24 protein-coding genes are annotated in these 23,650 nt (G+C 66.8%); 10 read left to right on the top strand and 14 right to left on the bottom strand.

What is annotated here, in order from left to right; translation table 11 throughout:
- Nucleotides 1-50 precede the first annotated feature (50 nt).
- Entirely contained in the window at nucleotides 51-1,067 is a 1,017-nt protein-coding gene (locus AB4Y94_RS07575) for an ABC transporter substrate-binding protein (protein WP_441726958.1), read from the top strand.
- A gap of 156 nt (nucleotides 1,068-1,223) precedes the next feature.
- Complete coding sequence (locus tag AB4Y94_RS07570; RefSeq protein ID WP_441726955.1) at nucleotides 1,224-2,696, top strand: aldehyde dehydrogenase; 1,473 nt, start codon at nucleotides 1,224-1,226, stop codon at nucleotides 2,694-2,696.
- A gap of 939 nt (nucleotides 2,697-3,635) precedes the next feature.
- On the opposite strand, the gene AB4Y94_RS07565 is transcribed toward AB4Y94_RS07570, so the two are convergent.
- The 7 genes from AB4Y94_RS07565 to AB4Y94_RS07535 form a co-directional block, all read right to left on the bottom strand.
- The gene (locus AB4Y94_RS07565; protein WP_441726952.1) at nucleotides 3,636-4,736 is read right to left on the bottom strand and encodes an ABC transporter permease; all 1,101 of its coding nucleotides are present in this window, start codon (nucleotides 4,734-4,736) and stop codon (nucleotides 3,636-3,638) included.
- A complete protein-coding gene (locus AB4Y94_RS07560; RefSeq protein ID WP_441726949.1) occupies nucleotides 4,733-5,617 on the bottom strand; it encodes an ABC transporter ATP-binding protein in 885 nt (294 codons plus the stop codon). Before AB4Y94_RS07560 ends, AB4Y94_RS07565 begins: the two co-directional genes overlap by 4 nt.
- A gap of 85 nt (nucleotides 5,618-5,702) precedes the next feature.
- Nucleotides 5,703-6,470 (bottom strand): response regulator, encoded by a 768-nt coding sequence (locus tag AB4Y94_RS07555; protein WP_441726945.1) that lies wholly within the window; start codon nucleotides 6,468-6,470, stop codon nucleotides 5,703-5,705.
- Nucleotides 6,467-7,735 (bottom strand): sensor histidine kinase, encoded by a 1,269-nt coding sequence (locus tag AB4Y94_RS07550; protein WP_441726943.1) that lies wholly within the window; start codon nucleotides 7,733-7,735, stop codon nucleotides 6,467-6,469. Before AB4Y94_RS07550 ends, AB4Y94_RS07555 begins: the two co-directional genes overlap by 4 nt.
- A 248-nt stretch (nucleotides 7,736-7,983) precedes the next feature.
- Nucleotides 7,984-8,178: a tautomerase family protein gene (locus AB4Y94_RS07545; protein WP_441726941.1), complete on the bottom strand. Its 195-nt coding sequence runs from the start codon at nucleotides 8,176-8,178 to the stop codon at nucleotides 7,984-7,986.
- Nucleotides 8,178-9,083 carry a VOC family protein gene (locus AB4Y94_RS07540; RefSeq protein ID WP_441726939.1) on the bottom strand — a complete coding sequence of 302 codons (906 nt, stop codon included), beginning with the start codon at nucleotides 9,081-9,083 and terminating at the stop codon, nucleotides 8,178-8,180. Before AB4Y94_RS07540 ends, AB4Y94_RS07545 begins: the two co-directional genes overlap by 1 nt.
- Nucleotides 9,083-9,781, bottom strand: coding sequence for a class II aldolase/adducin family protein (locus AB4Y94_RS07535; protein WP_441726937.1), 699 nt, complete (start codon nucleotides 9,779-9,781; stop codon nucleotides 9,083-9,085). The genes AB4Y94_RS07540 and AB4Y94_RS07535 overlap by 1 nt, the downstream gene beginning before the upstream one ends.
- A 92-nt stretch (nucleotides 9,782-9,873) precedes the next feature.
- On the opposite strand from AB4Y94_RS07535, the gene AB4Y94_RS07530 reads away from it, so the two are divergent.
- The 4 genes from AB4Y94_RS07530 to AB4Y94_RS07515 all read left to right on the top strand — a co-directional run bounded on the left by AB4Y94_RS07530 (nucleotide 9,874) and on the right by AB4Y94_RS07515 (nucleotide 12,969).
- Nucleotides 9,874-10,458: a PadR family transcriptional regulator gene (locus AB4Y94_RS07530; protein WP_441726934.1), complete on the top strand. Its 585-nt coding sequence runs from the start codon at nucleotides 9,874-9,876 to the stop codon at nucleotides 10,456-10,458.
- Between the two features lie 95 nt (nucleotides 10,459-10,553).
- Nucleotides 10,554-11,348 (top strand): hypothetical protein, encoded by a 795-nt coding sequence (locus AB4Y94_RS07525; RefSeq protein WP_441726931.1) that lies wholly within the window; start codon nucleotides 10,554-10,556, stop codon nucleotides 11,346-11,348.
- 65 nt (nucleotides 11,349-11,413) lie between these two features.
- Entirely contained in the window at nucleotides 11,414-12,466 is a 1,053-nt protein-coding gene (locus tag AB4Y94_RS07520) for an NAD(P)-dependent alcohol dehydrogenase (RefSeq protein ID WP_441726928.1), read from the top strand.
- A gap of 263 nt (nucleotides 12,467-12,729) precedes the next feature.
- Complete coding sequence (locus AB4Y94_RS07515) at nucleotides 12,730-12,969, top strand: hypothetical protein (RefSeq protein ID WP_441726925.1); 240 nt, start codon at nucleotides 12,730-12,732, stop codon at nucleotides 12,967-12,969.
- Between the two features lie 44 nt (nucleotides 12,970-13,013).
- On the opposite strand, the gene AB4Y94_RS07510 is transcribed toward AB4Y94_RS07515, so the two are convergent.
- Nucleotides 13,014-13,268: a Txe/YoeB family addiction module toxin gene (locus AB4Y94_RS07510; protein WP_441726922.1), complete on the bottom strand. Its 255-nt coding sequence runs from the start codon at nucleotides 13,266-13,268 to the stop codon at nucleotides 13,014-13,016.
- On the bottom strand, nucleotides 13,265-13,510 hold the full coding sequence (locus AB4Y94_RS07505) for a type II toxin-antitoxin system Phd/YefM family antitoxin (RefSeq protein ID WP_441726919.1): 246 nt from the start codon (nucleotides 13,508-13,510) through the stop codon (nucleotides 13,265-13,267). The genes AB4Y94_RS07510 and AB4Y94_RS07505 overlap by 4 nt, the downstream gene beginning before the upstream one ends.
- Nucleotides 13,511-13,619: 109 nt before the next feature.
- Here AB4Y94_RS07505 and AB4Y94_RS07500 point away from each other — a divergent pair, with 109 nt between their 5' ends.
- Nucleotides 13,620-15,179 (top strand): HD domain-containing phosphohydrolase, encoded by a 1,560-nt coding sequence (locus tag AB4Y94_RS07500; RefSeq protein WP_441726916.1) that lies wholly within the window; start codon nucleotides 13,620-13,622, stop codon nucleotides 15,177-15,179.
- 79 nt (nucleotides 15,180-15,258) lie between these two features.
- Nucleotides 15,259-16,059: a hypothetical protein gene (locus AB4Y94_RS07495; protein ID WP_441726913.1), complete on the top strand. Its 801-nt coding sequence runs from the start codon at nucleotides 15,259-15,261 to the stop codon at nucleotides 16,057-16,059.
- On the opposite strand, the gene AB4Y94_RS07490 is transcribed toward AB4Y94_RS07495, so the two are convergent.
- Nucleotides 16,008-17,024 carry an NADP-dependent oxidoreductase gene (locus AB4Y94_RS07490; protein ID WP_441726910.1) on the bottom strand — a complete coding sequence of 339 codons (1,017 nt, stop codon included), beginning with the start codon at nucleotides 17,022-17,024 and terminating at the stop codon, nucleotides 16,008-16,010. The genes AB4Y94_RS07495 and AB4Y94_RS07490 overlap by 52 nt on opposite strands.
- A 542-nt stretch (nucleotides 17,025-17,566) precedes the next feature.
- On the opposite strand from AB4Y94_RS07490, the gene AB4Y94_RS07485 reads away from it, so the two are divergent.
- Nucleotides 17,567-18,196, top strand: coding sequence for a hypothetical protein (locus AB4Y94_RS07485; protein WP_441726908.1), 630 nt, complete (start codon nucleotides 17,567-17,569; stop codon nucleotides 18,194-18,196).
- A gap of 10 nt (nucleotides 18,197-18,206) precedes the next feature.
- Nucleotides 18,207-18,944, top strand: coding sequence for a hypothetical protein (locus AB4Y94_RS07480; RefSeq protein ID WP_441726905.1), 738 nt, complete (start codon nucleotides 18,207-18,209; stop codon nucleotides 18,942-18,944).
- A gap of 579 nt (nucleotides 18,945-19,523) precedes the next feature.
- Here AB4Y94_RS07480 and AB4Y94_RS07475 read toward each other — a convergent pair.
- From AB4Y94_RS07475 to AB4Y94_RS07460, 4 genes are all read right to left on the bottom strand, one after another.
- The gene (locus AB4Y94_RS07475; RefSeq protein ID WP_441726904.1) at nucleotides 19,524-20,531 is read right to left on the bottom strand and encodes a phosphotriesterase family protein; all 1,008 of its coding nucleotides are present in this window, start codon (nucleotides 20,529-20,531) and stop codon (nucleotides 19,524-19,526) included.
- Between the two features lie 75 nt (nucleotides 20,532-20,606).
- Nucleotides 20,607-21,740, bottom strand: coding sequence for a substrate-binding domain-containing protein (locus AB4Y94_RS07470; protein WP_441726901.1), 1,134 nt, complete (start codon nucleotides 21,738-21,740; stop codon nucleotides 20,607-20,609).
- A gap of 48 nt (nucleotides 21,741-21,788) precedes the next feature.
- Nucleotides 21,789-22,880 (bottom strand): SIS domain-containing protein, encoded by a 1,092-nt coding sequence (locus AB4Y94_RS07465; RefSeq protein WP_441726898.1) that lies wholly within the window; start codon nucleotides 22,878-22,880, stop codon nucleotides 21,789-21,791.
- Nucleotides 22,877-23,650: an ATP-binding cassette domain-containing protein gene (locus tag AB4Y94_RS07460; RefSeq protein ID WP_441726895.1), complete on the bottom strand. Its 774-nt coding sequence runs from the start codon at nucleotides 23,648-23,650 to the stop codon at nucleotides 22,877-22,879. The genes AB4Y94_RS07465 and AB4Y94_RS07460 overlap by 4 nt, the downstream gene beginning before the upstream one ends.

Genomic DNA, 23,650 nt, shown 5'->3' with positions numbered 1-23,650 from the left:
ACCCCAACACACGCACCACCATCACGCACCGCACCATTCAAGGAGGAACCGTGCCCATCACATCCGAAACAATCAGTCGTAAGAAGACCTGGCTGGCCATCATTGCGGCATCCGCTCTGACGCTCGGCCTCGCCGCGTGCTCCGGCGGCACCGCGGCGGCCCCCGCCGACGCGGCGGCCCCGGCCGGCACCGGCAAGCCGGAGACCACCGACCTGCTCGTCGGCATCACGCCGGTCGCGGACCAGGCATCCGTGTTCATCGCCATCGCCGAGGGCTTCTTCAAGGAGGAGGGCCTGAACGTCACCGCCCAGCCCGCCCAGGGTGGTGCCGCCGCGGTTCCGGCCATGATCGCCGGCGATATGCAGGCCGCATTCGCGACCTACCCGTCGTTCCTGCTCGCGCAGAGCGGTGGAATCGGCATCAACATCGTCGCCGAGGGCGTGCGTGGCAACGAGGAGAGCAACGGCGTCTTCGTGAAAGCGGATTCCGGCATCAAGTCGATCAAGGACCTGGAGGGCAAGAAGGTCGCCGTCAACACGCTGAAGAACACCGGCGAACTGACCATCAAGGTGCTGATGAAGGAGGCCAAGGTGGACGTGAGCAAGGTCGAGTTCCTCGAGCTGCCGTTCCCCGACATGGTGCCGACGCTGCAGTCCGGCGGCGTTGACGCGGTATGGCTGGTCGAGCCGTTCCAGACCGCGGCGTACGAGGCCGGCGCCACGAAGCTGTTCGCGAACTTCTCCGGTCCCACCGCCGGTGTTCCGCTCTCCGGCCTCGGCATGACCGAAGAGTTCGTCAAGGCGAACCCGAACACCACGGCCGCGTTCATCCGCGGCCTCGAGAAGGCCAACGCGCTGCTCGCGGAGAACCCCGACGCGGCCCGTGAGATCGTTCCGACCTACAGCAAGACCACCCCGGAGCTCGCCGCCAAGATCAAGCTCCCGGTCTGGGTTGCCGGTTCGGCCAGCGCCAAGAACCTCGAGGTCTGGAACAAGATCATGGTCGACCAGGGCGCGATCCCCGCACCCGTCGACCTCAAGAAGATGGTCTACGTTCCCGGCAAATAGCCGTCACGCAACGCAGCACAACAATGCCGGGCGGGCGGATTCGTCCGCCCGGCACGTAAGACTCGCGACATCCGCGACACCTGCGACACCTGCGACATCCGCGACGCCCGCAACATCCGCGACATCCGCACCACCACACCACGAAAGGCCCAGGCCATGCAGAGATTCGGTCACATCATCGATGGCCAGGAAGTCCAGTCGATCTCGGGGGAGACCTTCCCGAGCATCGACCCGTACACCCGCGAGCCGTGGGCCGACGTCGCCCTCGGCGCCAAGGCCGACGCCGACCTCGCCGTCGCCGCCGCACGCCGCGCATTCGACGAGGGCCCCTGGCCGCGAATGACCGCCGGCAAGCGCCGCGAGCTGATCAACAAGTTCGCCGACCTCATCATCGAGCACGGCGAGGAACTCGCCATGGCCGACACCCGCGACATGGGCAAGCCGATCACGCAGAGCCTCGGCAACGACGTCGCCCGCACCGCCCAGAACTTCCGCTTCTTCGCCGACCACGCGCACCTCAGCCCCGCCGACGTGCTGCCGATGGACTCCGGCCACCACACCTACACCCGCTACGAGGCCGCCGGTGTGGTCGCCGCGATCGCCCCGTGGAATTTCCCGATGATGCTTGAGAGCTGGAAGGTCGCCCCAGCGCTGGCCTGGGGCAACACCGTCGTGCTGAAGCCCGCCGAGGACACGCCGGTATCCGCTACGATCATGGCCCGTCTCGCCCTCGAGGCAGGGATCCCCGCCGGCGTCTTCAACGTCGTGCACGGCTACGGCCCGGACTCGGTCGGCCAGGCGCTCACGGAGAACCCCGACGTCGACCGGATCACCTTCACCGGCGAATCGAACACCGGCCGGACTATCGCCCGCGCGGCCTCGGCGAACCTCACCCCGGTGAGCCTCGAGCTCGGCGGCAAGGGCGCGAACGTGGTCTTCGCCGACGCCGACCTCGACAACGCCGTCAGCTGGTCGATCCGCGCGATCTTCACCAACGCCGGCCAGGTCTGCCTCGCCGGCAGCCGCATTTACGTCGAGCGCTCGATCCTCGACGAGTTCACCGAACGCTTCACGGCCGCCGCCGACGCCATGGTTGTCGGAGACCCGAAGGACCCGGCCACCGAGATCGGCCCGCTCGCCAGCGAAGAGCACTACACCAAGGTGCGCAGCTACTTCGACACCATCGAAGAGGTCGGCGGCACCACGGTAACCGGCTCGCTCGGCGACGGCTGGACGGTGCGACCGACCGTGGTCACCGGCCTCGGCCGCGACGCCCGCCACCAGCGCGAGGAGATCTTCGGTCCGATCGTCACGATCACCCCGTTCGACAGCGAGGACGAGGTCGTGCACGAGGTCAACGACAGCCCCTACGGCCTGAACGCGATGCTGTTCACCGAGAACCTGGTCAGGGCGCACCGCGTCTCCGGGCTGCTCCGGGTGGGCACGGTCTGGGTGAACTGCTTCTTCATCCGCGACCTGCGCGCCCCGTTCGGCGGCGTCGGCGCCTCCGGCGTCGGCCGCGAGGGCGGCAACTTCAGCCGCGAGTTCTTCACCGAACCGAAGGCCGTCGTGATGCAGCTGGTGCCGCCGACACCGCACCCGCCCGTAGTGCTCACCGGGACGTACTGACCCGCATCACCACAGCGGATGCCGCGGCGCGGGCTTCCGAAGCCGGTATTCATGGGGCAGCCTGGCGGGTTCCGCTGCCGGGGGTTACGGGACAGCCCGTGGACTTCCGGTGCCGGGGGTTACGGGACAGCCTGGAGGCGGCCGGTGCCGGAATCGTGCCACGCCCCGCCGCCCCAGTCCTCGCAGTTTGGACCATCGGCCGCCGTCAGGCTCGCGGCCCGGCGCGCGAAAGTGCGCTGGGCGCGCGCTATATCGGGTGCCCGGTGGGATTTCGGGTGCCTGGCTTCGGCATCAGCGTCCTGTCTGGCCTCGCAGTCGCTTGGCCGGCGAAGCGCTCGCTCCTCTGAGCCCTCGGTGCCGGCGGAGCGCCCCGGAGCCCGCGGAGCCTTCGGAGCCGGCGGAGCGCTCGCTCCTCGGAGCGCCTGGCTGTGGGCCGCCSGGCGCGCGAAAGTGCGCTGGGCGCGCGCTATTTCGGKTGCCCGGTGGGATTTCGGGKGCCCGGCTGCGGCATCAGCGTCCYGKCTRGCCTCGCAGCCGCTTGGCCGGCGGAGCGTTCGGTCCTCGGAGCACTCGGGCCGGGCGGAGCGTTCGGTCCTCGGAGCACTCGGGCCGGGCGGAGCGCTCGGGCCCCGGAGCGCCTGGCTGTGGGCCGCCGGGCGCGCGAAAGTGCGCTGGGCGCGCGCTATTTCGGTTGCCCGGTGGGATTTCGGGKGCCCGGCGGGATTTCGGGGGCCGGTATGCGGCATCCGTCGCCCGCGGATCGACCGCCCGACTCCGTCGAGCGGCACCGACCGACCGATTCAGTCGAGCGGCACCGACCGCACCTCATTGTCGCGGCCCATGTTTGTGGTCGCGGCGGATGTTCTAGGTGGGCCGCGACCAGGAAGGTCAGCCGCGAGCGCCCAACGTGCGGGAGTGCGTTGGGCGCTCGCGACGCGCTCAACCGCGCAGCGCCTCCTTCAGGCTGACCCGGGCGCCGGTGCGCAGCAGTGAGTTGGAATATATGCGCGCCCCGAGCGCGATCACCGCGAGGGTCGACAGCACCAGTACCAGCAGCGCCAGCACCGGCTCCCACCACATCGCGTCGCCGAGGAATACCCGCATCGGCATCCCCACCGGAGCGGAGAACGGCACGTACGACATGATCGTCAGCACCACCGGGTTGTCGTAGAAGAAAATGATCAGGAAGTACGGGATCATCACGAGCATCGTCACCGGCGTGGTGGTTGAGCTGATGTCTTCCTGGCGCGACACCATGGCGCCGGTCGCGGCGAACAGTGCGGCCAGCAGCACGAAGCCGAACAGGAAGAACACCACGAACCAGATGATGGATGGCCCGATGTCGGCCAGCAGCAGGTCTTGACCGGTTGCCAGCATGCCGACCGCGGTCACGGCTGAGACGAGCACGATCTGGCCGAACGCGAGCAGGCTGTTTCCGATGATCTTCCCGGCGAGCAGCACGCGCACCGGCACGGTGGCCATCAGGATCTCCACGATGCGCGTCTGCTTCTCTTCGACCACGCTCTGGGCGATGATCGAGCCGAAGGTCAGCGCTGAGACGAAGAAGATCAAACCGAACGCGATCGCCACGAGATAGACCAGCCCCGGATTCTGGCCGGACGGATCGAGCAGGTCGACGCTCGGCGCGACGCTGAACAGGCCGACGATCGACGAGGGCGTCTCGTCGAGCGCGATCACCGAAACCTCCAGGGGAGAATCGCCGGTCGACGGCACCAGCGCCGCCTCGACCTTCTCTGAGCGCACCAGCTTCTCGGCCTCCGCGACCGAGGCCACTTCGGTCACGTCGAGCGCGCCGGTCTGCTCTGCGATCGCGACCGCCGAGCCAACGGCGGCGACCTTCGGCGCCGACGTGTTTCCGCCGAGCAGCGGCGGCAGGATCACTCCCGCGAGCACGAGGAGCAGCAGGATGCCGCTGGAGAAGAGGAACACCTTGCTGCGCAGGCGCATCCGCACCTCCCGTTCGGCGACGAGCCAGGTGGCCGGCAGGAATCCGGGGGTGTCGTAACGTGTTTTGGTCATTTGATGACCTCCTTGAAGATCTGGGCGAGCGACGGATGCTGCGGCGTGAACTGGCGGACCGGTGCGGTAGCGACGGCGCGCTGCAGCACCCGCTGGGCGGTGTCGCCGCTGTCGACCTCGAAGAGCGCGTAACCGCCGTCGAAGTCGAGCACGGTGACACCGGACTCGTGGCGCAGCCAGCCGGCGTCGCCGTCGAGTTGCAGCTCGAACTGGTCCCGCGAATGCGCCGCCCGGAGGCCTTCGCGGGAACCGTTGGCGCGGATCTCGCCGTCCGCGATCACGACCAGGTCGTCGCAGAGGCGCTCGACGATGTCGAGTTGGTGCGAGGAGAACAGCACCGGTGCGCCCTTCGCGGCGAACCCGGTGAGCACCCCCTGCACCACCTCCACCGCGATCGGGTCCAGGCCGGAGAACGGCTCGTCGAGGATCAGTACCTCAGGGTCGTGCACCAGGGCGGCGGCGATCTGCGCGCGCTGCTGGTTGCCGAGGGAGAGGGTCTCGATCGTGGAGTCGGCGCGTTCGGCCAGCCCGAGCTGGTCGAGCAGGTGCAGGGTGCTGCGCTTGGCGGCATCCGTTGTCATGCCGTGCAGCCGGCCGAGGTAGATGATCTGCTCGGCCACCTTCATCTTCGGGTACAGGCCGCGTTCCTCCGGCATGTACCCGAAGCGGGTGCGCATGCCAGGGGTGAGCGGCGAGCCGTTCCAGGTGACCGTGCCGGCGTCGGCGCTGAGCACGCCGAGCACGATCCGCATGGTCGTGGTCTTGCCGGCGCCGTTGCCGCCGACGAAACCGGTCATCCGGCCGGGCGCCACCGTGAACGAGACATCGCGCAGCACGCGTCGGTCGCCGAATGAGCGAGTGATTCCAGTGAGTTCGAGCATGCTTCCACGCTAGGGACGGTGCTCGCCCACGGCATCCGTCGTGAGTCGGGTCTTGGACCTCCGCCCTGAGGGGGAGACGGGGACGTCAGGCTCTCCTTCTCGACGCCAGCCCGTTCTCGTAGGCGTAGACCACGGCCTGCACCCGGTCGCGTACGCCGAGCTTCATGAGCACCTTCGACACGTGGGTCTTCACGGTCGCCTCCCCGACGAACAGTGCCGTCGCGATCTCCGCGTTCGACCAGCCCTGGGCGACGAAGGAGAGCACTTCGGCCTCACGATCGGTGAGGCCGGGGTCCGGCGCCGCGGGCGCGACGGGCGCGAGAGGGACAGCAACGGATGCAGCGGCCGTCGCCGCAGACGCCGCTGTGTCCGCCGTGTCCGCTGTGTCCACTGTGGCAGCAGCGGCAGACGGCGTCGATTCCGCACCCGCCGCGACGCCGAACTGGGCGATCACTCGCGCGGTGACTTTCGGTGACAGCAGGGCGTCCCCGCGGGCAATCACCTGTACCGCCTCGACCAGGTCCTCCGGGGAGGCGGTCTTCAGCAGGAAGCCACTCGCTCCGGCGCGCAAGGCCGAGAACAGGTAGTCGTCCCGGTCGAAGGTGGTGAGGATCAGGATGCGGCTGGTGACGCTCGCATCGGCGACCAGTTGCCGCGTCGCCTCAAGCCCGTCGACGCCGGGCATCTGGATGTCCATGCAGATCACGTCGGGAGCCAGCTCCCGGGCGAGCCGCACGGCGTCGGCGCCGTTCGCGGCCTCGCCGACGACGTCGATGCCCGGTTCGCTCTGCAGGATGATCCGGAAACCCGCGCGCACCAGTTCCTGGTCGTCGACCAGCAGCACCCGCGTCATCGGGCGGCATCCGTTGCAAGCGGGATTCGGGTGCGTACCAGGTACCCGCCGCGGGATCGCGGGCCGATCTCGAGTTCGCCGCCGATCGCGGTGACCCGCTCCCGCATCCCGACCTGGCCGAGGCCGCCGGTGGCGGCGAGGCTGTGCCCCACGCCGCTGTCGACGACTTCCAGTTCCACGCTGTCCGGCGCGAAGCGCAGCCGCACGTCGGCGGTGGCGCGGCTGCCGGCGTGCTTGCGGGTGTTGGTGAGCGCCTCCTGCGCCACGCGATACAGGGTGAAACCGACCAGCGCGGTGACCGGGCGGGGCTCGCCGATCACGCTCAGTGTGGCCGGCGTGCCGGCGGCCCTCGACTCGTCGACCAGCTCAGCCAGCTGGTCAAGCCCACGCGTCGACGCGCTCTGGCTCGCGGCATCCGAGTCGTCGCTGCGGAGCGTGGTCAGCAGTTGTTGCAGTTCCTCGACGGCGCTGCGCGCGCTCTGCTCGATCACTTCCAGTGAAGCGGATGCCTGCGCCGGGTCCGTCTGTAACACCCGCCTGGCCGCTCCGGCCTGCACGCCCATCACCGAGACGTGGTGGGCGACCACATCGTGCAGTTCCCGGGCGATATTCACCCGGTCGAGGGCGACGGCCTGCGCGGCCCCGCGCTCGCGCTCCTCGGCGAGTTCGGCGGTACGGGCCTCGAGGGTCGCGTGCTCGGCGGCGGCCGCGTAGGCGAAGTTGCCGAAGTAGTACGCCGCGCCGAAGTACAACAGGTTCATCAGCACCTGGATGACCGCGAGGGCCGCGAGCTGGGAGAAGACGCCCGCGCGCGACAGGTCGGGCAGCTTTCCGGGGTCGCCCACGGTCACGAGCAGGTTGACGATCACCCAGACGAACATGGCCGCGATGATCGCAGCGCGTGTGATCGCGGCTCGGCGTCGATTACGTCCCCACGCGCCGATGGTATAGATCGCCACGAACAGTGTGATGTTGCAGAACAGCAGCTCGGGCACCGAGAACTGGCCGACGACGAAGAAGGCGATGGCGACTACGATCGCCACCAGCTCCGGCGCCCGCCGACGAAAAGCCAGCGGCACCGTCATGCCTGCAACCGCAATCACGCTCAGCCACACCGGCGCCGGCTCCGAGTACCAGCCGACGCGGGCATAGAGCACCGCGGACACCGTCGCGCCGATCCCGAGCAGCCCGGCCGTGAGGGCATCGCGCCGGTATCCGCGCGTCGTGGGGCGGGGACGCGTCCACTGGGTCAACTGATCAATCACCCCCCAACGCTATCGAGCGGCCGACGCGTTGCCATCCGCCGCAAGGCGGAGTCGCCGCGCGGGAAGGCGCAAGGGCCCGCAGCCCAACGGCTGCGAGCCTCTTCCCGACGACCGCGGACAGCGCGTCGTGCGCCGTGCGCCGCGCCGTGCGTCGTGCGTCGTGCGTCGTGCCGTGCGTCGTGCCGTGCGTCGTGCGCCGTGCGCCGTGCCGTGCGTCGTGCGTCGTGCGTCGTGCCGTGCGCCGTGCGTTATTTCGCGGCGGCCTTCTCGGCCAGGGTGACCCCGCCCGACAGCCACAGTGTCTTCGGCACCTCACGCACCAGCACTCGAATGCTCTGCCCGGGCGCCCCCCACTCCTCGACCGCGGAGTGCACACGGCCCATCAGGTCCCGCAACTGTTCTTCGGTGCGCCCTGCGGCGACGCTGATCTCAACGAGCGGCATTAGGCCTCCTGCAATTCTGATGAGCCCAGCGGACGGCGGATCTGCTTCTGGGTCTGCGCCCGCTGGGTGACGCCGCCCCACATGTCGATCGACTTGGGGTGCAGCGGATCGAAGGTGCGGGGCTGCCAGGCGGCGTCGTCCTCGATCCGGCGCACACCATACGAGTACTCGTAGGTGAGCCCCTCCGGTCCCTTGAAGTAGAGGAAGATCGCGGTGGACTGCGGGTGACGGCCCGGGCCCTGCTCGATTTCGACGCCCTGCTCGAGCAGGAAGTTCCAGCTGCGCATCACGTCGTCGATCGATTCGACCTGGAAGTTGATGTGGCAGAGCCCGGGTTCGCTGCCCTTGAACACGGCCAGCTTGTGGTGCACCGGGTCGAAACGCATGAGGGCCGCCCAGTCGCCGATCCAGTCGCTGATCTTGATGTTGAACAGTGAGCTCCACCATTCGTAGGCGACCTTCACGTCCGGTGCGTCGACGCAGAGGTGGCCGAACTCGATGATGCCGGCCTGTCGGCCCCAGTGCACCGTGTCGGCGTCGTAGACCTGCCCGACGACCAGGTCGAAGCGGTTGCCCCACGGGTCGTCGAAGCTGATGAAGCTGCTGACCCGGCGCGAGCGCGCTTCTTCGGCGGTGCCGCGCACGACGTTCACTCCGGCGAGTGTGAGCTCGGTCTCGGCCAGCCGCAGGGCGTCGTCGTCCTTTAGGGTGAGGCCGGAGCTGATCACGCCGGCTTCGCCCTCGACGAAGGCGAGGCAGTGGTGACGGTGATCGGCGCGCAGGTAGTGCACGCCGTTGTCGTTGCCGGCGTACTGCATGCCGACGATGTCCACGGCGAAGCGCACGGCGGCGTCGACATCCGCTGACCCGGATCGCACGTAGGCGATGTCGGTGATCTCGATCATCAGTGACCCTTTCGGTAGGTGTTGGTGAGGTAGGTATAGATTCTGGGCAGCAATTCGGTGGCCCGGTCACGCCACCAGGACTGTTCGCCCGGGGGCAGCGGATGCGGTGTGCCGGCGGCCAGGGCGCGGAGGTTCAGTTCCGCGGTCTTCTCGAGCACCCACATCAGGGCGACTGCGCTGGCAAGGTCGGGCCCAGTGGTGACGGCGCCGTTGCCGCGCAGGATCACGGCGTTCGAGCCGCCCATTGCGCGGCGTACCGCCGCGGCGCTGTCGGCATCGCGGATGAGGCGCGAGTCGTCGTAGACCGGAACGGTCTCGCCGAGGAAGGAGCCGTGCCCGTTGAGCGGCAGCACCGGCTGCCCGGCGGCGACGAGCGCGGCGACGGCGGGCGGCTGGGCGCGGCAGATCGCCCCGATATCGGAGCGGCCCTCGGTCAGGGCGAGGTGGATCCAGGCTTCCTTCGGCGCCGCACTCGGCAGTTCGGCAGACCCGAGGGTGAGGCTGGCAAAATTGTGGTCGGCGGTCAGCGCGGACAGGGCCACCGGCGGCGTGATCGTCAGTTCGGTGGCTGAGGTGCGCACCGAGAGGTGACCGAACGCATCCGTCAGTCCGGCGCCGGCGACGACCGCCGCGGCGTCGAGCAGTTGCGACTGTGCTCCTGAGATCCGAGCATCTGTGGTCACGGCATCCGTTTTCACGCGTCATCCTTTACGACTCTGTAGAACATGCTCAGCCTACCTGTATGAATAGAAATGTCAACGTAGGAGTGTTGACGCATAGGATGGGGCGCATGTCCCTGCAGTATGCGGTTCTTGGAGTCCTCGAAGCGCGCCCGATGAGCGGCTATGAGCTCACCCAGTTCTTCGAGTCGACGGCCCGATGGGTCTGGACCGCGCCACAGAGCCAGATCTACCCGCTGCTCGCGAAGATGGCGAACGACGGGCTGATCTCGGGGGAGGAGCAACTGCGCGGGAGCAAGCTGAAGCGCACCTCATACTCGATCACCGAGGAGGGGCTGGACGACCTCCGCCGCTGGCTGGCCGAGCCGCACGCCGAACCGAGCGTGCGGGACGCGTTCCTGCTGCAGACCCTGTTCCTCGACATGGTCCCGCCCGCCCAGGCCGAGTCCGTGCTCCGGGCGCACATCGGCGCGATCCAGGAGCACCGCGAGCAGTGGGCGGCGCACCGCGCCCGGCTGGCCGCCGCCGACACGCCACTCATCCAGGAGCGGCTGGCGCGCCGCGACCCCGCCGATCACGCCCGGATCGTGCGCCTCAAGACCCACGTGTTCGACTATCTGATCGACTCCGCGACGCATCGGATCGAGTGGGCGGAGCAGGCCATCAAGATCGTGCGGCAGCCGGCGGAGGGCTGACCTTCACGGCGGTTGGCCGTGCGCATCGCGGCACTCACGAGGACTCACGAGGACGAGACGTTGACGGCGGATGCCGCGAGCAATAACGTGTGGCCATGCAGAAGCCTCTGGCGGGCATTTTCGCGGTTCTGATTGCCGCAATGCTGGTGGCATGCACGCCCGCCGGCGGTCCTGACGCCGGAGGCATAGGCAATGCCGGAGCGACCTCCTCCTCCGCCCCCAGTGCACCGTCCGACACACCTGTACCAACCAGCGATGAGGGATCACTGGACGGAGTGTGGGCCGTGCAGCTGGCCGACCCGCAGTCGTCCTGCATCGTGGTGACCGATCGTCTGCTGCACATCGCGGGCGGGACTGCGTCGATCAGTCCGGGCGTGGCGGGGCTCGAAGACGGCGACCCCGAGCTGACCGGCCCGGCGACCCTTGACGGTGAAGCGGTCATCATCCACATGCAGAACCCCGCGCCGACGAAGGATTCCATCGACTTTTCCGGCACCCGCGCCGCCGATGGAACGGTGCTGGGCATAGCCAAGGCCGGCGGCATCCATCCCAGCCTGACCAACGGATACACCTGCGAATTCGCCGCGACCCTCGTGCCGGTGGCGGCGCCCACAACGGCGGACTGCACCGTCGCGGTCGTGCAGGCGGCGCTGAATTCCGCGCCCGGTCGAACGCGATTCGTCACACTGCAGAACCAGGCGACACAACTGGTGTGCGCGGGGGAGTGGGCGCTCGCCTTCGCCCAGACCGATCTCGACACCGGCAGCCCGACGCTTGAGCCCAACCTGCTGCACGCGGAGGCGGGCGTGTGGGAGGTGCGTGACTTCGCGGCGGAGTGTGCATCGCGTGCAGCTCCCGACGAGGTTCTCTTTGCGTGTCCCGTCGGCTGACGAGTGCCGGGCGGCGAGCATACTGGTTATGAGGGCATGTCTTGCATGCCAGAAAGAAGTACACAATGCGCGCTGTTGTTTTCGAAGCCTGGAAGACCTTTCCGTCCCTGACTGAGTGGGAGAAGCCCAAACCGGGTCCGGGCGAGGTGCTGTTGAAGGTGGCCGGCGCTGGCGCCTGCCACTCGGACGTCGCGGTGTACAAGGACTACGAGGCGGCGACAGCTCCTCCACAGCTTGCGCCCAGCTACGTGCTCGGCCACGAGAACTCCGGTTGGGCCGAAGAGCTCGGCGAAGGCGTCGAGGGTATCGAAATCGGAGCCGCATTCCTGGTGTACGGCCCCGTCGGCTGCGGCCATTGTGCCGCGTGCTCCCGCGGTGAGGACACCTACTGCGAGAACGTCGCCTCGATGTCGTACCTGGCCTCGGGCCTCGGCCGCGACGGGGGAATGGCCGAGTACATCACCGTTCCGGCACGCAACCTGGTGCCCCTCGGCGACGCCGACCCGATCGCGGCGGCCCCGCTGTCGGACGCCGGCCTCACGCCGTACCACGCCATCAAGAACTCCCTTCCGAATCTGGCCGGGGGCGGCAAGTTCGCGCTCGTCGTCGGGCTCGGCGGCCTTGGCCAGATCGCCGTGCAGATTCTCCGCGCGCTCACCGGGGCGACGATCATCGCCACCGATTCCAAGCCGGACGCGATGAGGCGCGCCGAGGCATCCGGTGCCGTCACCGTCCCCAGCGGCCCCGACCAGGCGGCACAGATCCGTGCACTGACCGGCGGTCGAGGCGTCGACGCAGCCTTCGATTTCGTGGGGGTGGCACCGACGATCGCGATGGCGGCATCAGTCATGGCCACAAAGTCGCGCCTCACCGTGGTGGGGATCGCCGGCGGAGCGTACGAATGGTCGTTCTTCAACACTCCGTACGAGTCGACCCTCACCAACACCTACTGGGGGACCATCGCCGACCTCTACGAGGTCGTCGCCATGTACAAGGCCGGACAGATCAAGCCCGATGTGGAGCTCTTCGCGATGGACGATGCGCTGGAGGCGTACCGCAAGCTTGAAGCGGGCGAGCTCTCCGGACGCGCAGTTGTGGTCCCGCACATGAAGAAGTAGTTCACAGAACGCTGGGCAGGTCAGGGCGTCGACGCGCTCCTGATCTGCCCAGTTCCGTGCCCGCCGCGGCGCGTCGTCAGCGTGAGTCACAGTCGTAAATGACTCACAGCCGTAAGTGAGTCACAGCCGTAAGTGAGTCACAGCCGTGAGTGAGTCACAGCCGTGACGGATCCCCCTACGACGACCCGCCCTGCCTCGGGTGTGCATAACTCCTGCAGATCGGTAGCCCACCACGGCGACATCGGCGTGATTCCGCGGCCGGGATGAACTACCAGCCGCATTCTGCAGGAGTTGCGCACGCGGCGGCCGGCTCGGGGCTGACCGCACAGGCCGAGCGGAGTGCATGCGAAGCCCGCATTCCGCTCGGCCGCCTGGGCACACGCGGCGACGTTGCTGACACGTCCTCGTACCTCGAGGGCGACCTGAGTGAGTTCATGCTGCATGTGCTGCACATGCGGCCGGAAGTGGACCTGTGGATAAGTGTTGATCCCGCTCGCGACTAGGACCGGAGGTCTTCTGCGGCCATCCCGCCCGCCGACGCGCCGGTTTAGTAGTGGTGGCCCGCCGCTACAATCACGATCTGCTCCGCCTCGACGGCATTGACGAGTCGATGCTCGTCGGTGATTCGCCGTGACCAGTAGCCGGCGAGTTGGTGCTTCAGCGCCTCGGGCTTGCCGATCCCGCTGGTTGGTGTGCGCTGAATGTCGGCGAGGAGGCGGTTGATGCGCTTCACCATCGCCCGATCGGTGGCAACCCAGTACTGGTAGTCGTTCCAACCGTTCTCGGTGAAGAGCACGTTCATTCGGACAGCTGCCTGGCAGCGACGCTTCCCGCGCGGTGCTGGGCGATGCTCTCCAGTAGGTGTGCCGCGTTGGCGGGTGTGCGCAGGAGGTAGGCCGTCTCCTCGAGTGCCTCGTAGTCGGCAAGCGACATCAACACGGCGCTGCCCTTCTTGGAGACGATCTCAATCGGCACATGGTCGTCGTTGACCTTTTCGATCAAGGGAAAAAGCTGCGCGCGAGCCTGTGAAGCGGTGATTGCCATGGCGGGCCTCCGAATCGAAAATCACGCTGTGTGGTACCGGATATCGTACCACCTGCATGTAAAGGTGAGTGGAGCCCGCTCATAACAATGGCAGTTCTACACTCGGTTTATGGCCGACTCCGCACGCGGACCGTTGCGCAGCGAACTCCTCGCGGGGCTCTCGCTGGCGATCGACCTCGGCCTCGGGCAGCCGATGGATCACATGCTGCGTTCGTCGATCCTGGCCCAACGGATCGCCGCCGAACTGCACCTCGACACGGACACCCGCGAACGGATCTTCCACAGCACGGTGCTCGCCTGGATCGGCTGCCACGCCGACTCCTTCGAACTGGCACACTTGTTCGGCGACGACATCGACTTCCGGGCCGCCACCTACACGATCGACAACCGCGGTCTCCCGCTCGCGGGGCTCATGCTCGGCCACTCCGGCGCCGGGCAACCGGCGCTGCAGCAGGCCGGCGCGAAGGCCCGGTTCCTGGTCAACGGACGCTCCTCCGTGCAGAACCTGATCGCCTCCCACTGCCATTCCGCTGCGACACTGGCCGGGGCACTCGGCATGGACCCGCAGATGGCCGACATCCTGATCTGCACGTTCGAACGCTGGGACGGCAAGGGCCTCCCCGAGGCACGCTCGGCGGCGGAGATCCCGCTGGAGATGCGGGTCACCCAGCTGGCGGACGTCGCGGAGATCTTCCTCCGGACCGGCGGGCTGGAGTCCGCCGTCGAGATGGTGCGGCGGCGGCGCGGCACCCAGTTCGACCCGGCGCTGGCCGACCTGTTCTGCGACCGGGCGCACGACCTCACCGACGGGTTGATGGCGACCGACCCGTGGACGGACGCCCTCGCATCCGCTCCGCCCGGGCCGCCGTTGGCCGGCGTCGAACTCGACGCGGTTCTGGCGGCGATGGGCGACTTCGCCGACCTCAAGTCGCCGTATACGTCCGGGCATTCGCGTGGGGTGGCCGAGCTGGCCGACGCCGCGGCAGGCGCCGCCGGCTTGTCGACCGCCGCGCGGGACGCGGTGCGCCGAGCCGGCTGGGTGCACGACCTCGGGCGGATGGGCGTGTCCAACTCCGTCTGGGACAAGACCGGGTCGTTGACGGATGCCGAGCTCGAGCGGGCGCACATGCATCCGTTCTTGAGCGAACGGATCCTCGGCCGGATCCCCGGCTGTCGCCGGCTGTCGGCCGTGGCCGGGGCACACCACGAACGCCTCGACGGGTCCGGGTACCCGCGGGGCGTCGGCGGCGAGGCGCTGGATGCGGAGCAGCGCATCCTGGCCGCGGCCGACGCCTTCCACTCCTGGCTGGAACCCCGGCCGCACCGCGAGGCCGTGCCCGAAACGGATGCCGTCGCCCGTCTCCAACATGAGGCCGCGGCCGGCCGGTTGGACGGTGACGCCGTCGACGCGGTGCTCGTCGCGGCCGGCGTGCGGAACCACCGCCGCACCGCGCGGCCCACCGGCCTGACCGACCGGGAGACGGAAGTGCTCCGCCTGCTCTGCCGGGGTTTGGGCAGCCGCGGCATCGCAGAACTGCTGGTCATCTCGCCCAAGACCGTGCGTAACCACATCGAGCACATCTACGAGAAGATCGGCGTCACGAATCGGGTCGGGGCGACCCTGTTCGCCCAGCGGAACGGGCTGCTGGAGCTCCCGGTGCGCGGGTAGAAATACGCGGGTAGAAATGGGGCGCCTGCCCCATGCCGAGACCCTCCGCCCCTCCTTACGCTCAGGTCATGAGCAGCACATGCTGCACGAGCTCAAGGAGATGAGCACCATGGCACCGATCCACCCGCAGGACGTCGCGGAGGCCGCAGCAGCGGCATCCGTCGACCCGTCAGACCCCGCCGAGAACTTCTTCGGCTACGCCGTAATGGGCGTGCCGTTCGAGTCCGGCCACTACTTGGCGTTCCGGCACTTCCCGGCCAGTTCTATCGGCCCCGGGTACCGGGCGGTGTGGCTGCGAGAACCAGACGGCGTCTGGACGATCTTCGCCGACGCGCCGCCCGACGTCAGCTGCATGCGGTACGTCGGCACAGGCATCACGCATTCGGTCACCGGCCCGGTGGAGCTGCACTGGCTCTCGCCGACCAGTGCGCGCATCGAGGTGCCGGATGCAGTGGACTGGCGCATCGACATGGGCAACACTCCGGCCACCAGGGTCGCCGGAATCACGGCCCGCCTGATTCCCGCGCCGCTCTGGCAGAGTGACGCGTTCCTGGCGGTGATGGGCGCGATGATGGGTCCGATGCTGCGCGCCGGGCGGATGCGCCTTGCCGGCCGGGTGCCCAACGGCCAGACGTACCGGATGCGCCCGTTGCGGGTCTGGGCACTGGCCGACAGCGCGGCCACCGTCTTCGGGCGGGATGCCGGTCGGCCGCGGGGGCTGCCGGAGCAGGAGCATCTGGCTGACCTGTGGCTGCCCCAACGCGGGCTGTTCGTCGCCGACGTCGTTGCGCGCTACCCCTCGACGGCTGGCCGCGGGGACGTGACAGATCAGGTTCGAACAGTCAGCACGACCTTGCCCGGCTCGCGATGGGGATCGTGACCGCTCTCGTAGGCCCGCCGCGCCTCCTCCAGCGGGAACCGCGCGGCAACCCGCACGGAAAGGTGACCGTCGGCCACCAGGCTGGACAAATGCTCCATTTGGGCAGAATCCGCGCGCACGATGAAGAACGCGCCAGTGATCTTGTGCTTTTCCAGCAGCTCCGCGTCGGCAGGTGCGTTCAACGTGACGAGAACTCCTCCTTCGTTCAGGGTTCCATACAAGCGTTCGTCGGGAGCGCCAGGCACGGAGTAGAGCACCACGTCGTATTCCCGGCCCCCGCCGTCGAGCTCGTCGTTCTCGAAGTCGATGGTTCGGTCGGCGCCGAGCGATGCCAGCAGTGCGATGTCCTTGCCGCGCGCCGTTGCCGTCACATGTGCACCCAGGAGTCTCGCGATCTGCACCGCGAACTGCCCCACGCCTCCCGCGGCCCCGAGAATCAGCACCCTGCTGCCCGCGGTGACGTGACCGTGGTCGACGAGCGCCTGCCAGGCAGTCAACGCCGCCAACGGCAGCGCCGATGCGTTCACGTGATCGATGCCTGCCGGCTTATGCGCAACACAATCTGAAGGAAGCACCGTGAACTGGGCGGCGGCACCGTTCCTGTCGAAGGGGAGGAGCCCGAAGACCTCATCGCCCTTCTTATAGCCGACGACGTCGGCCCCCACGTCGATGATGCGTCCCGAGGCCTCATGCGACGGAATGGTTGGGGTGCGGGGCTCACCGTCACGCAGCCAGGTTTCGTCCCAGAGCAGTTCGGTGAACGTGATGGCGGCCGCATACACCTCGAGGAGCAGTTCGTCGGGGCCGACCTCCGGCACCGGCGCGTCCTCATAGACCAGTACTTCGGGGCCTCCGCGCACGTGAGCCCGAATCGCTTTCATGGTTGTCATGGGTTCCCTTTCTCTGGTCTCTCCAGAGTGGCAGGTTATGAGCAGCGTGGCTTGGGTCATCTGACCGAACGGCACCCGCGGTCAGTGGCTCCGGCGGCGTCGATTCCGGCGGACCGGCCCGGCGACCAGCACAGCAGCGACAATGAGCGCGATGAGCGCCAGCCCGACGACCAGCCACCCGAGATCGATTGACATTGTGTCGTTGCAGACCGCAGTGGGGTCAACGCACGACATTCGAATGTCCAGTGCTCGCATGACGTCATTCAAGCATGTGCTCCCAATACATCACTGAACTTGCAGGTCATATGACCAGGAAGTTCAGGTCTCTGACTCGAGGATGAGCGCCGCTCCGCCGCGGGGTCGTCAACCAGCGGTACACCGCCCTGGTTAGGCCATCGGTCCCGGCGGTCGTACCCGGCCGTCTCAAATCCGGCTCTGGTAGGTTGGATGAGTGTCGCAGCTTATATCACGCGACATTCCTCTCCAGCAATAGTGTCGCCAACTTTTTTCTGCGACTGGCTGGAGACGATTTCTACCCCGCCACCGCGTCGGCGACCAATCATTACTGCCACGGGTGTGACGCATGAACTCAGGCTGGAAAGCCGGAAAGGTACCATTTGCGTAAGCGCGTCGCGATCATCGGAGCTGGACCCAGCGGAATGGCCCAGCTGCGGGCATTCGAATCGGCACAGAAGGCGGGTCGCGAGATCCCCGAAATCGTGTGCTTTGAGAAGCAGGACGATTGGGGCGGCCAGTGGAATTACAACTGGCGAACCGGCATCGACCAGCACGGTGAACCCGTGCACTCGAGCATGTACCGAAACCTCTGGTCGAACGGGCCGAAGGAAGCACTCGAGTTTGCCGAGTACACCTTCGATGACCACTTCGGCCGCGCGATTTCGTCCTATCCTCCTCGCGCCGTGCTCTGGGACTACATCGATGGCCGCGCCCGCAAGAGCGACGTGAAGAAGTTCGTGCGCTTCGCCACGGCAGTGCGCTGGGTCGAGTTCCACGAGCACACCCGGACCTTCACGGTGACCGTCGAGAACCTGGCGACCAAGACCACGTATTCCGAGGAGTTCGACCACGTCATCGTGGGCTCCGGTCACTTCACCGTTCCCAACGTGCCGAACTTCGCCGGAATTCGAGACCTTCACCGGCAGCCTGCGCCACGCGCACGACTTCCGGGGGGCCGAAGCCCTGGCCGGCAAGGACGTCCTGCTTGTCGGTGCCAGCTACTCGGCTGAGGACATCGGCGTGCAGGCACACAAAATGGGCGCCCGCTCGGTCACCATCAGCTACCGTTCACGGCCGATGGGATTCGACTGGCCCGACGGCATGTCTGAGGTGCCGCTCGTCGACCACTTCGACGGTCCGGTCGCGCACTTCATCGACGGCACGAGCAAACGGTTCGACGCCGTGGTGCTCTGCACGGGTTACCTCCACCATTACCCATTCCTCCCGTCCGATCTGTCATTGGACTCCCGCAACACGCTGTACCCCGACACGCTCTACCGCGGCGTCGTGCGTGAGAACAACGACCGGCTGTTCTTCCTCGGCGCCCAGGACCAGTGGTTCACCTTCAACATGTTCGACGCGCAGGCCTGGTACGTCCGCGACGTGATTCTCGGCGACGCGGTTGTTCCGGATGCCGCGGAGCAGCGCCGCAGCATGGACGAGTGGCTCGAACGCCTGGCTTCCCTCGACGGTGCAGAGGACGAGGTGCGATTCCAAGCGGACTACATCAAGGACCTCATCGCCGCCACGGACTACCCGATGTTCGACCTGGAGGAGGTCGGGAGGATATTCCTGGCCTGGAAGCACGACAAGCAGCGCGACATCCTGACCTACCGTGACGCGGTGTATCCGTCCGTGATGACCGGCACCATGGCAGCCGTGCATCACACTCCGTGGCTCGAAGAACTCGACGACAGCGCTGAGCGGTACCACTCGCGGCCGGAGATCGCGGCCGACGATTTCGACGTCGCCGCCTGATCCGCCGGGCTCCGGGGCGGGTAGGGATATCCGCCTCGGAGGTGCGCTGGCCACATCGAATCGGCGGAAGTCCCGATCGAGGGTCGCCACAGGGCTCGCGTGTGCGCGCAACGGATGTGATGTATGCGTCGGGAATGACATTGCCGAGGGCGTCCCCGGCGAGGCAAGTCTCTTTGAAAACGTTAAGGCCATCAGGGAGCCCTGGTATGGACCGGTATGCCCGGGAGGCGACGACCGCATCGAGGAATTCAAAGACTTCCGCGAGGGTCGATGGCAACTCGAAGATGTGAGTGTTTATGACCAGATGCAGGAATCCTACCCACACGAAATCAGGTACAACGACGCCGGTGTCGCTCGCGAATGCGTCGTCGAACCACGGGCGCACGTCTGTGTGGTGAGGGTGATCCGCGCGGAACGCTGCCAGCAGGACGTTGACGTCCAGTACGATCACGACAGGTCGTCGCCTGCGTCGAGGGTGTCATACATTAATCGGTTGGAGGCGGGGTCGATGCCCGGTCGCATGCCGTTCCCGCGCGTGAATACCGGGATCGCCGGGACGGCAGAAGGAGTCGGCGCGACTCAGGGAAGGGTGAGCATCCGGCCTGGGTTCGACCTCGTCATCTCGTCGCACTGCTCCATGGTGACTCCGCGCTCCAGCAGCAGTGGGATGAATACCTCGCCAAGGTACCGGTAGCCCTGCTGGCCATGGGTGTCGGGGTTCATCCACACCTCTGCACCGGTGAGGTCCTGAGCCAACAAGATGCGGGACGCGTGGCCTGCGGCTACCAGCGACGCCACCATGTCGGCACGGCTCTGGTCGGATCGAAAGTAGGATCGTTTCGAGAACTCACCTTCTGTTCGGTCAGTTGCGGGCGGCCCGAGGAAGAAGTCCCAGACCTGCTTCCCGATGGTGTCGATCGCGATATTCGCTCCTCGATCGAGGATCCGCTCGGCGTAATGCGGGTCCGCGTGGGTATCCATATGCCCGACGACGACCCGTTCCAGATCCGCGCCCTCTTCGACGAGAATGTCCAGTTGCTCGAGGCCCATTGTCCCATGGGTGGTGTGGGTGGCTATCGCCAGTCCCGTTTCACGGTGGGCCCGAGCTGTTGCCCGGAGACACTTCTCCTCATGGGGCGTGATTTCTCCGAGACTCGTCGCCTGTTCGCCGAAGATGCCCGCTCTTACCGTTGTAGTGCCGATGCCCATCGTCGCATCCGCCACGAGTCGTTGGGTGAGTTCCGCAACGTCCGCCTCGATCGACCACCGTGGCGAATGGGCCTCCATGTAGACGGCCGAGCCGCTGACGATGTTGAGGCCCGACCGGCGGGAGATTTCTCGTAGCGATTCCGTGTTGTCGCCGTCGGGGTCTCGTCCGACGACTCCGTAAGGACTCAGGTCCACAACAGTGCCGAAACCAAGGCCCGCCAAGCCGGAGAGCGCCGAGACGGCCAGATCAACGTCGTTGTAGCCGGTGCCTTCGGTGAGCCAGGGCCCAGGGACGAGGGAGAGCAAGTGTTCGTGCGGCATCACGCGTCCCAGGTCGTTTGGGTCGACTGGGCCGAGTACCGTTTCGACGTGCGCCATGAGGGCATCCTCTCTTCAGAGTCGTCTGGATGGGCGGTGGCCGGCGGAAAAGGTTCCACCGGCCACCGTTGAGTACTACTTCGTGACGCTGGCCGGCGGTTTCGTGCCGTAGTCGCCCTGCCAGCCTTCGACCAGGTTGTCCTTGGTGACCTTGGTCGGCTTGGACGCAACAAGGGCGGGTGCTTCCTTGCCGAGCATGCCGTAGGCGCCCGAGATGGCCAGTCCCTTGCCGATGCCGAGTGCGCCGTTCCCGACCATACCGAGAACGACTCCATCGCCCACCATGTCCGCCGCCAACGTGGCGTCGAGGTCATTGGTTACGACTTTGATGTCGGTACGTCCCGAATTGCGGATCGCGGACACGACGCCCTGAGCGGCGGTGGCCCAGGACACGTAGATGCCCTTGAGGTTCGGGTTCCGAGTGATCATGGCAGTGGCGATCTCCTCAGTCCTCGACTCGTCGGAAAAACCCTCTTCCGCGGCAAGCTTCATGTCCGGGTACTCATACGCAAGCCAGTCCTTGAACGCCTTGTCGCGCTGGTTGGTGAACCAGAAGTCGGCATCGTGGTACAGGTAGCCGACATCACCCTTTCCCTTGAGCGCGTCGCCCAGGATCTCAGCATTCGCGCGTCCGGCATCCGTGAGGGACTCGGTGACGATGGAGACGAATTCCTTGCCGGCGGTATATCCGGCCGGTGGCGTGGTCATGATCACAAGTTTAACGCCTTTGTCCACCGCCTCCTTGAAGGCGGATGCGGCCGAGGTGGGGTCGACCGCGATGGTCACGATGATGTCAGGGCTGAGAGCCAGCACGCTCTGCATGTTGTTGGCTTGCTTTGCGGCGTCGAAGTCAGCCTGCGTACTCGCCACCACCTCGATCCCGAGGTCTTCGAACTCCTGCCGGGCGCCCTTCTCAACGGCGGAGACGAACTCGGATGACGTGTGCCAGACGAAAGCTGCCGTGTAACCGCCCGTCTTGACCTTTGCCATTTCATCGTCGGTGAGCTTCAGTTCGTCGAGCGTGCCGGGCTTCTCCTTATTGGGGCCAACGAATTCGAGACTCGGCTTCCCTGCGGCAGTCGCGGATGTGCTGCCGCTATCGCCCCCGCCGGSGGGGGCGCCGCCGGTACTGCAGCCGGTCAGGCTCAAAGCGAGAACGAGGGCGAGTGCACCGACCTTTGGTGCCGTTAGGGTGTGGTTCAGTTTCATTTCTGCGCTTCCTTCGTTGGTGGTGCAGGAGTGGTGCTGTTGATTGGTTCAGGTGGTGAGGGTCACTTTGCTGAGCCCCGCAGGACGATCGGGGTCGCGCCCGAGCAGGGTGGAGAGTTCAAGGGCCAACAGCTGGAACGGGATGATCTCGAGGAGTGGTGCTGTGTCATCCTTGATGTCGGCTGGCAGGACATCGGCGAACGGGTGCGCCGCGTTCGTGGCTGGCTCCCCTGATCCCAAGACGAAGACCCGCGCGCCCTTTGCCTCGAAATCGGGGATAAGCGCCCGCACGGACTCGCGTCCTTGGGAGGAAGATGTGAGACAGAAGACCGGGGTTCCCTCAACTGCCTGGCCCAGCGGTCCATGCTTCGCGTCGGCAGCGCTCCAGCCGGACGCGGCAACGCTGGACGTCTCCATAAGCTTCAACGCAGCCTCCTTGGCCGTGGACATGGAGTAGCCGCGCCCCACGATCATCACGCGGTCTGATGCCACGAACTCGTTCGCGAAGGATGCTGCGGCATCCACCGACCGGGCGATGACCTGCTCACCCTGAATTGCGAGTGCACGGACGTCAGCCGACAGGTCGTCATATGACCGTCCGCCTGCCAGCTTGACCAGCAGATAGAGGGCGAGGATCTCTGCGGTGTACGTCTTCGTCGCGGCGACCGACAGTTCGGGACCCGCGGACAAGTCGATGTGCACGTCGGCGAGTTTCCCCATCGGGCTGCCCGGGTCGTTGGTGAGCGCAACGATCCTCGCACCGGCCCCACGGGCGCTCTCGAGCGTGCTGACGAGGTCAGGTGACGCTCCGGATTGGGAGACGCCGATCACCAGGTGTCGTGATGAATAGACGTTCCGTTCGAACACTGATGACACGCTCGGCGTGGCGAGGAACGTCGGCACACCAAGGACGACCTGCGACAGGTACTGCCCGTACATCGCGGCGTGGTCGCTCGACCCTCGCGCGACGAATACCATCGTGTCGGTGCTTCCGGCGGTGATGAGTGCTCGCGCTTCTTCGAAGGCCGACCGCTGGCTGTCTACCAGCCGCAGCCAGGCCGCGGGTTGTTCCATGATTTCGGAACGCATGAGGGCGCCCGGCGTGCCGGTGACGTTTCCTTCCTCCGTCAGCGGGTTCATGCGAGGCCCGTGATCATCGAAACCAGCTCGTTGTGGCTGGTGTCTGCGAGGCGTTTGACTCCCACCTGCGTTCCGCGCCGCAGGACGGCGACCCGGTCAGCGAGGCGGAAAACCTGGTCCATGTTGTGGCTGACGATGAGCACCGCAGCACCTCGTTCCCGCAGTCGCATGATGAGGGACTCCACCTTGGCCGTCTCGGCAACGCCCAGTGCGGCGGTCGGTTCGTCCATGAGGACCAGGCTCGACGCCCAGTGCGTGGCCCTGCAGATCGCGATGCCTTGCCGTTGGCCGCCGGAGAGGTCGCGGATCGTGGCCTTCGACGAAGGGATGCGGACGTCGAGTGAGTCCACCAGGGCTTGTGTCTGGCGGGCCATCTCCTTGCGGTCGAGGAGCCGCAGCGGTCCCTTGACCAGCTCGCGGCCAAGGAACATGTTCATGTACACCGGCTGGTCCTCGACGAGGGCGAGGTCCTGGTAGACGACCTCGACGCCTTTCGCCCTGGCATCTGACGCATCCCGGAATGACACCGGCTCACCGCCGAGGAATATCTCGCCGCCGGTGGGCTGGTAGAGCCCAGAGATCATCTTGACCAGGGTCGACTTGCCGGCGCCATTGTCGCCGACGAGTGCGACGATCTCGCCGGCGGCCACCTCCAGGTCGAAGGACTTGACGGCGATGACGCCGCCGAAATGCTTCTGGAGGTTGGAGATACGCAGAGCGGGTTGCCCTCCGGTCTGGGCAGGAAGCGTGGCTGGCGAGGTTTCGTTCAT

It is taken from the genome of Glaciibacter sp. 2TAF33 (assembly GCF_052114945.1).
Classification (GTDB): domain Bacteria; phylum Actinomycetota; class Actinomycetes; order Actinomycetales; family Microbacteriaceae; genus Cryobacterium.
This window is presented reverse-complemented; position numbering and strand designations above follow the sequence as displayed.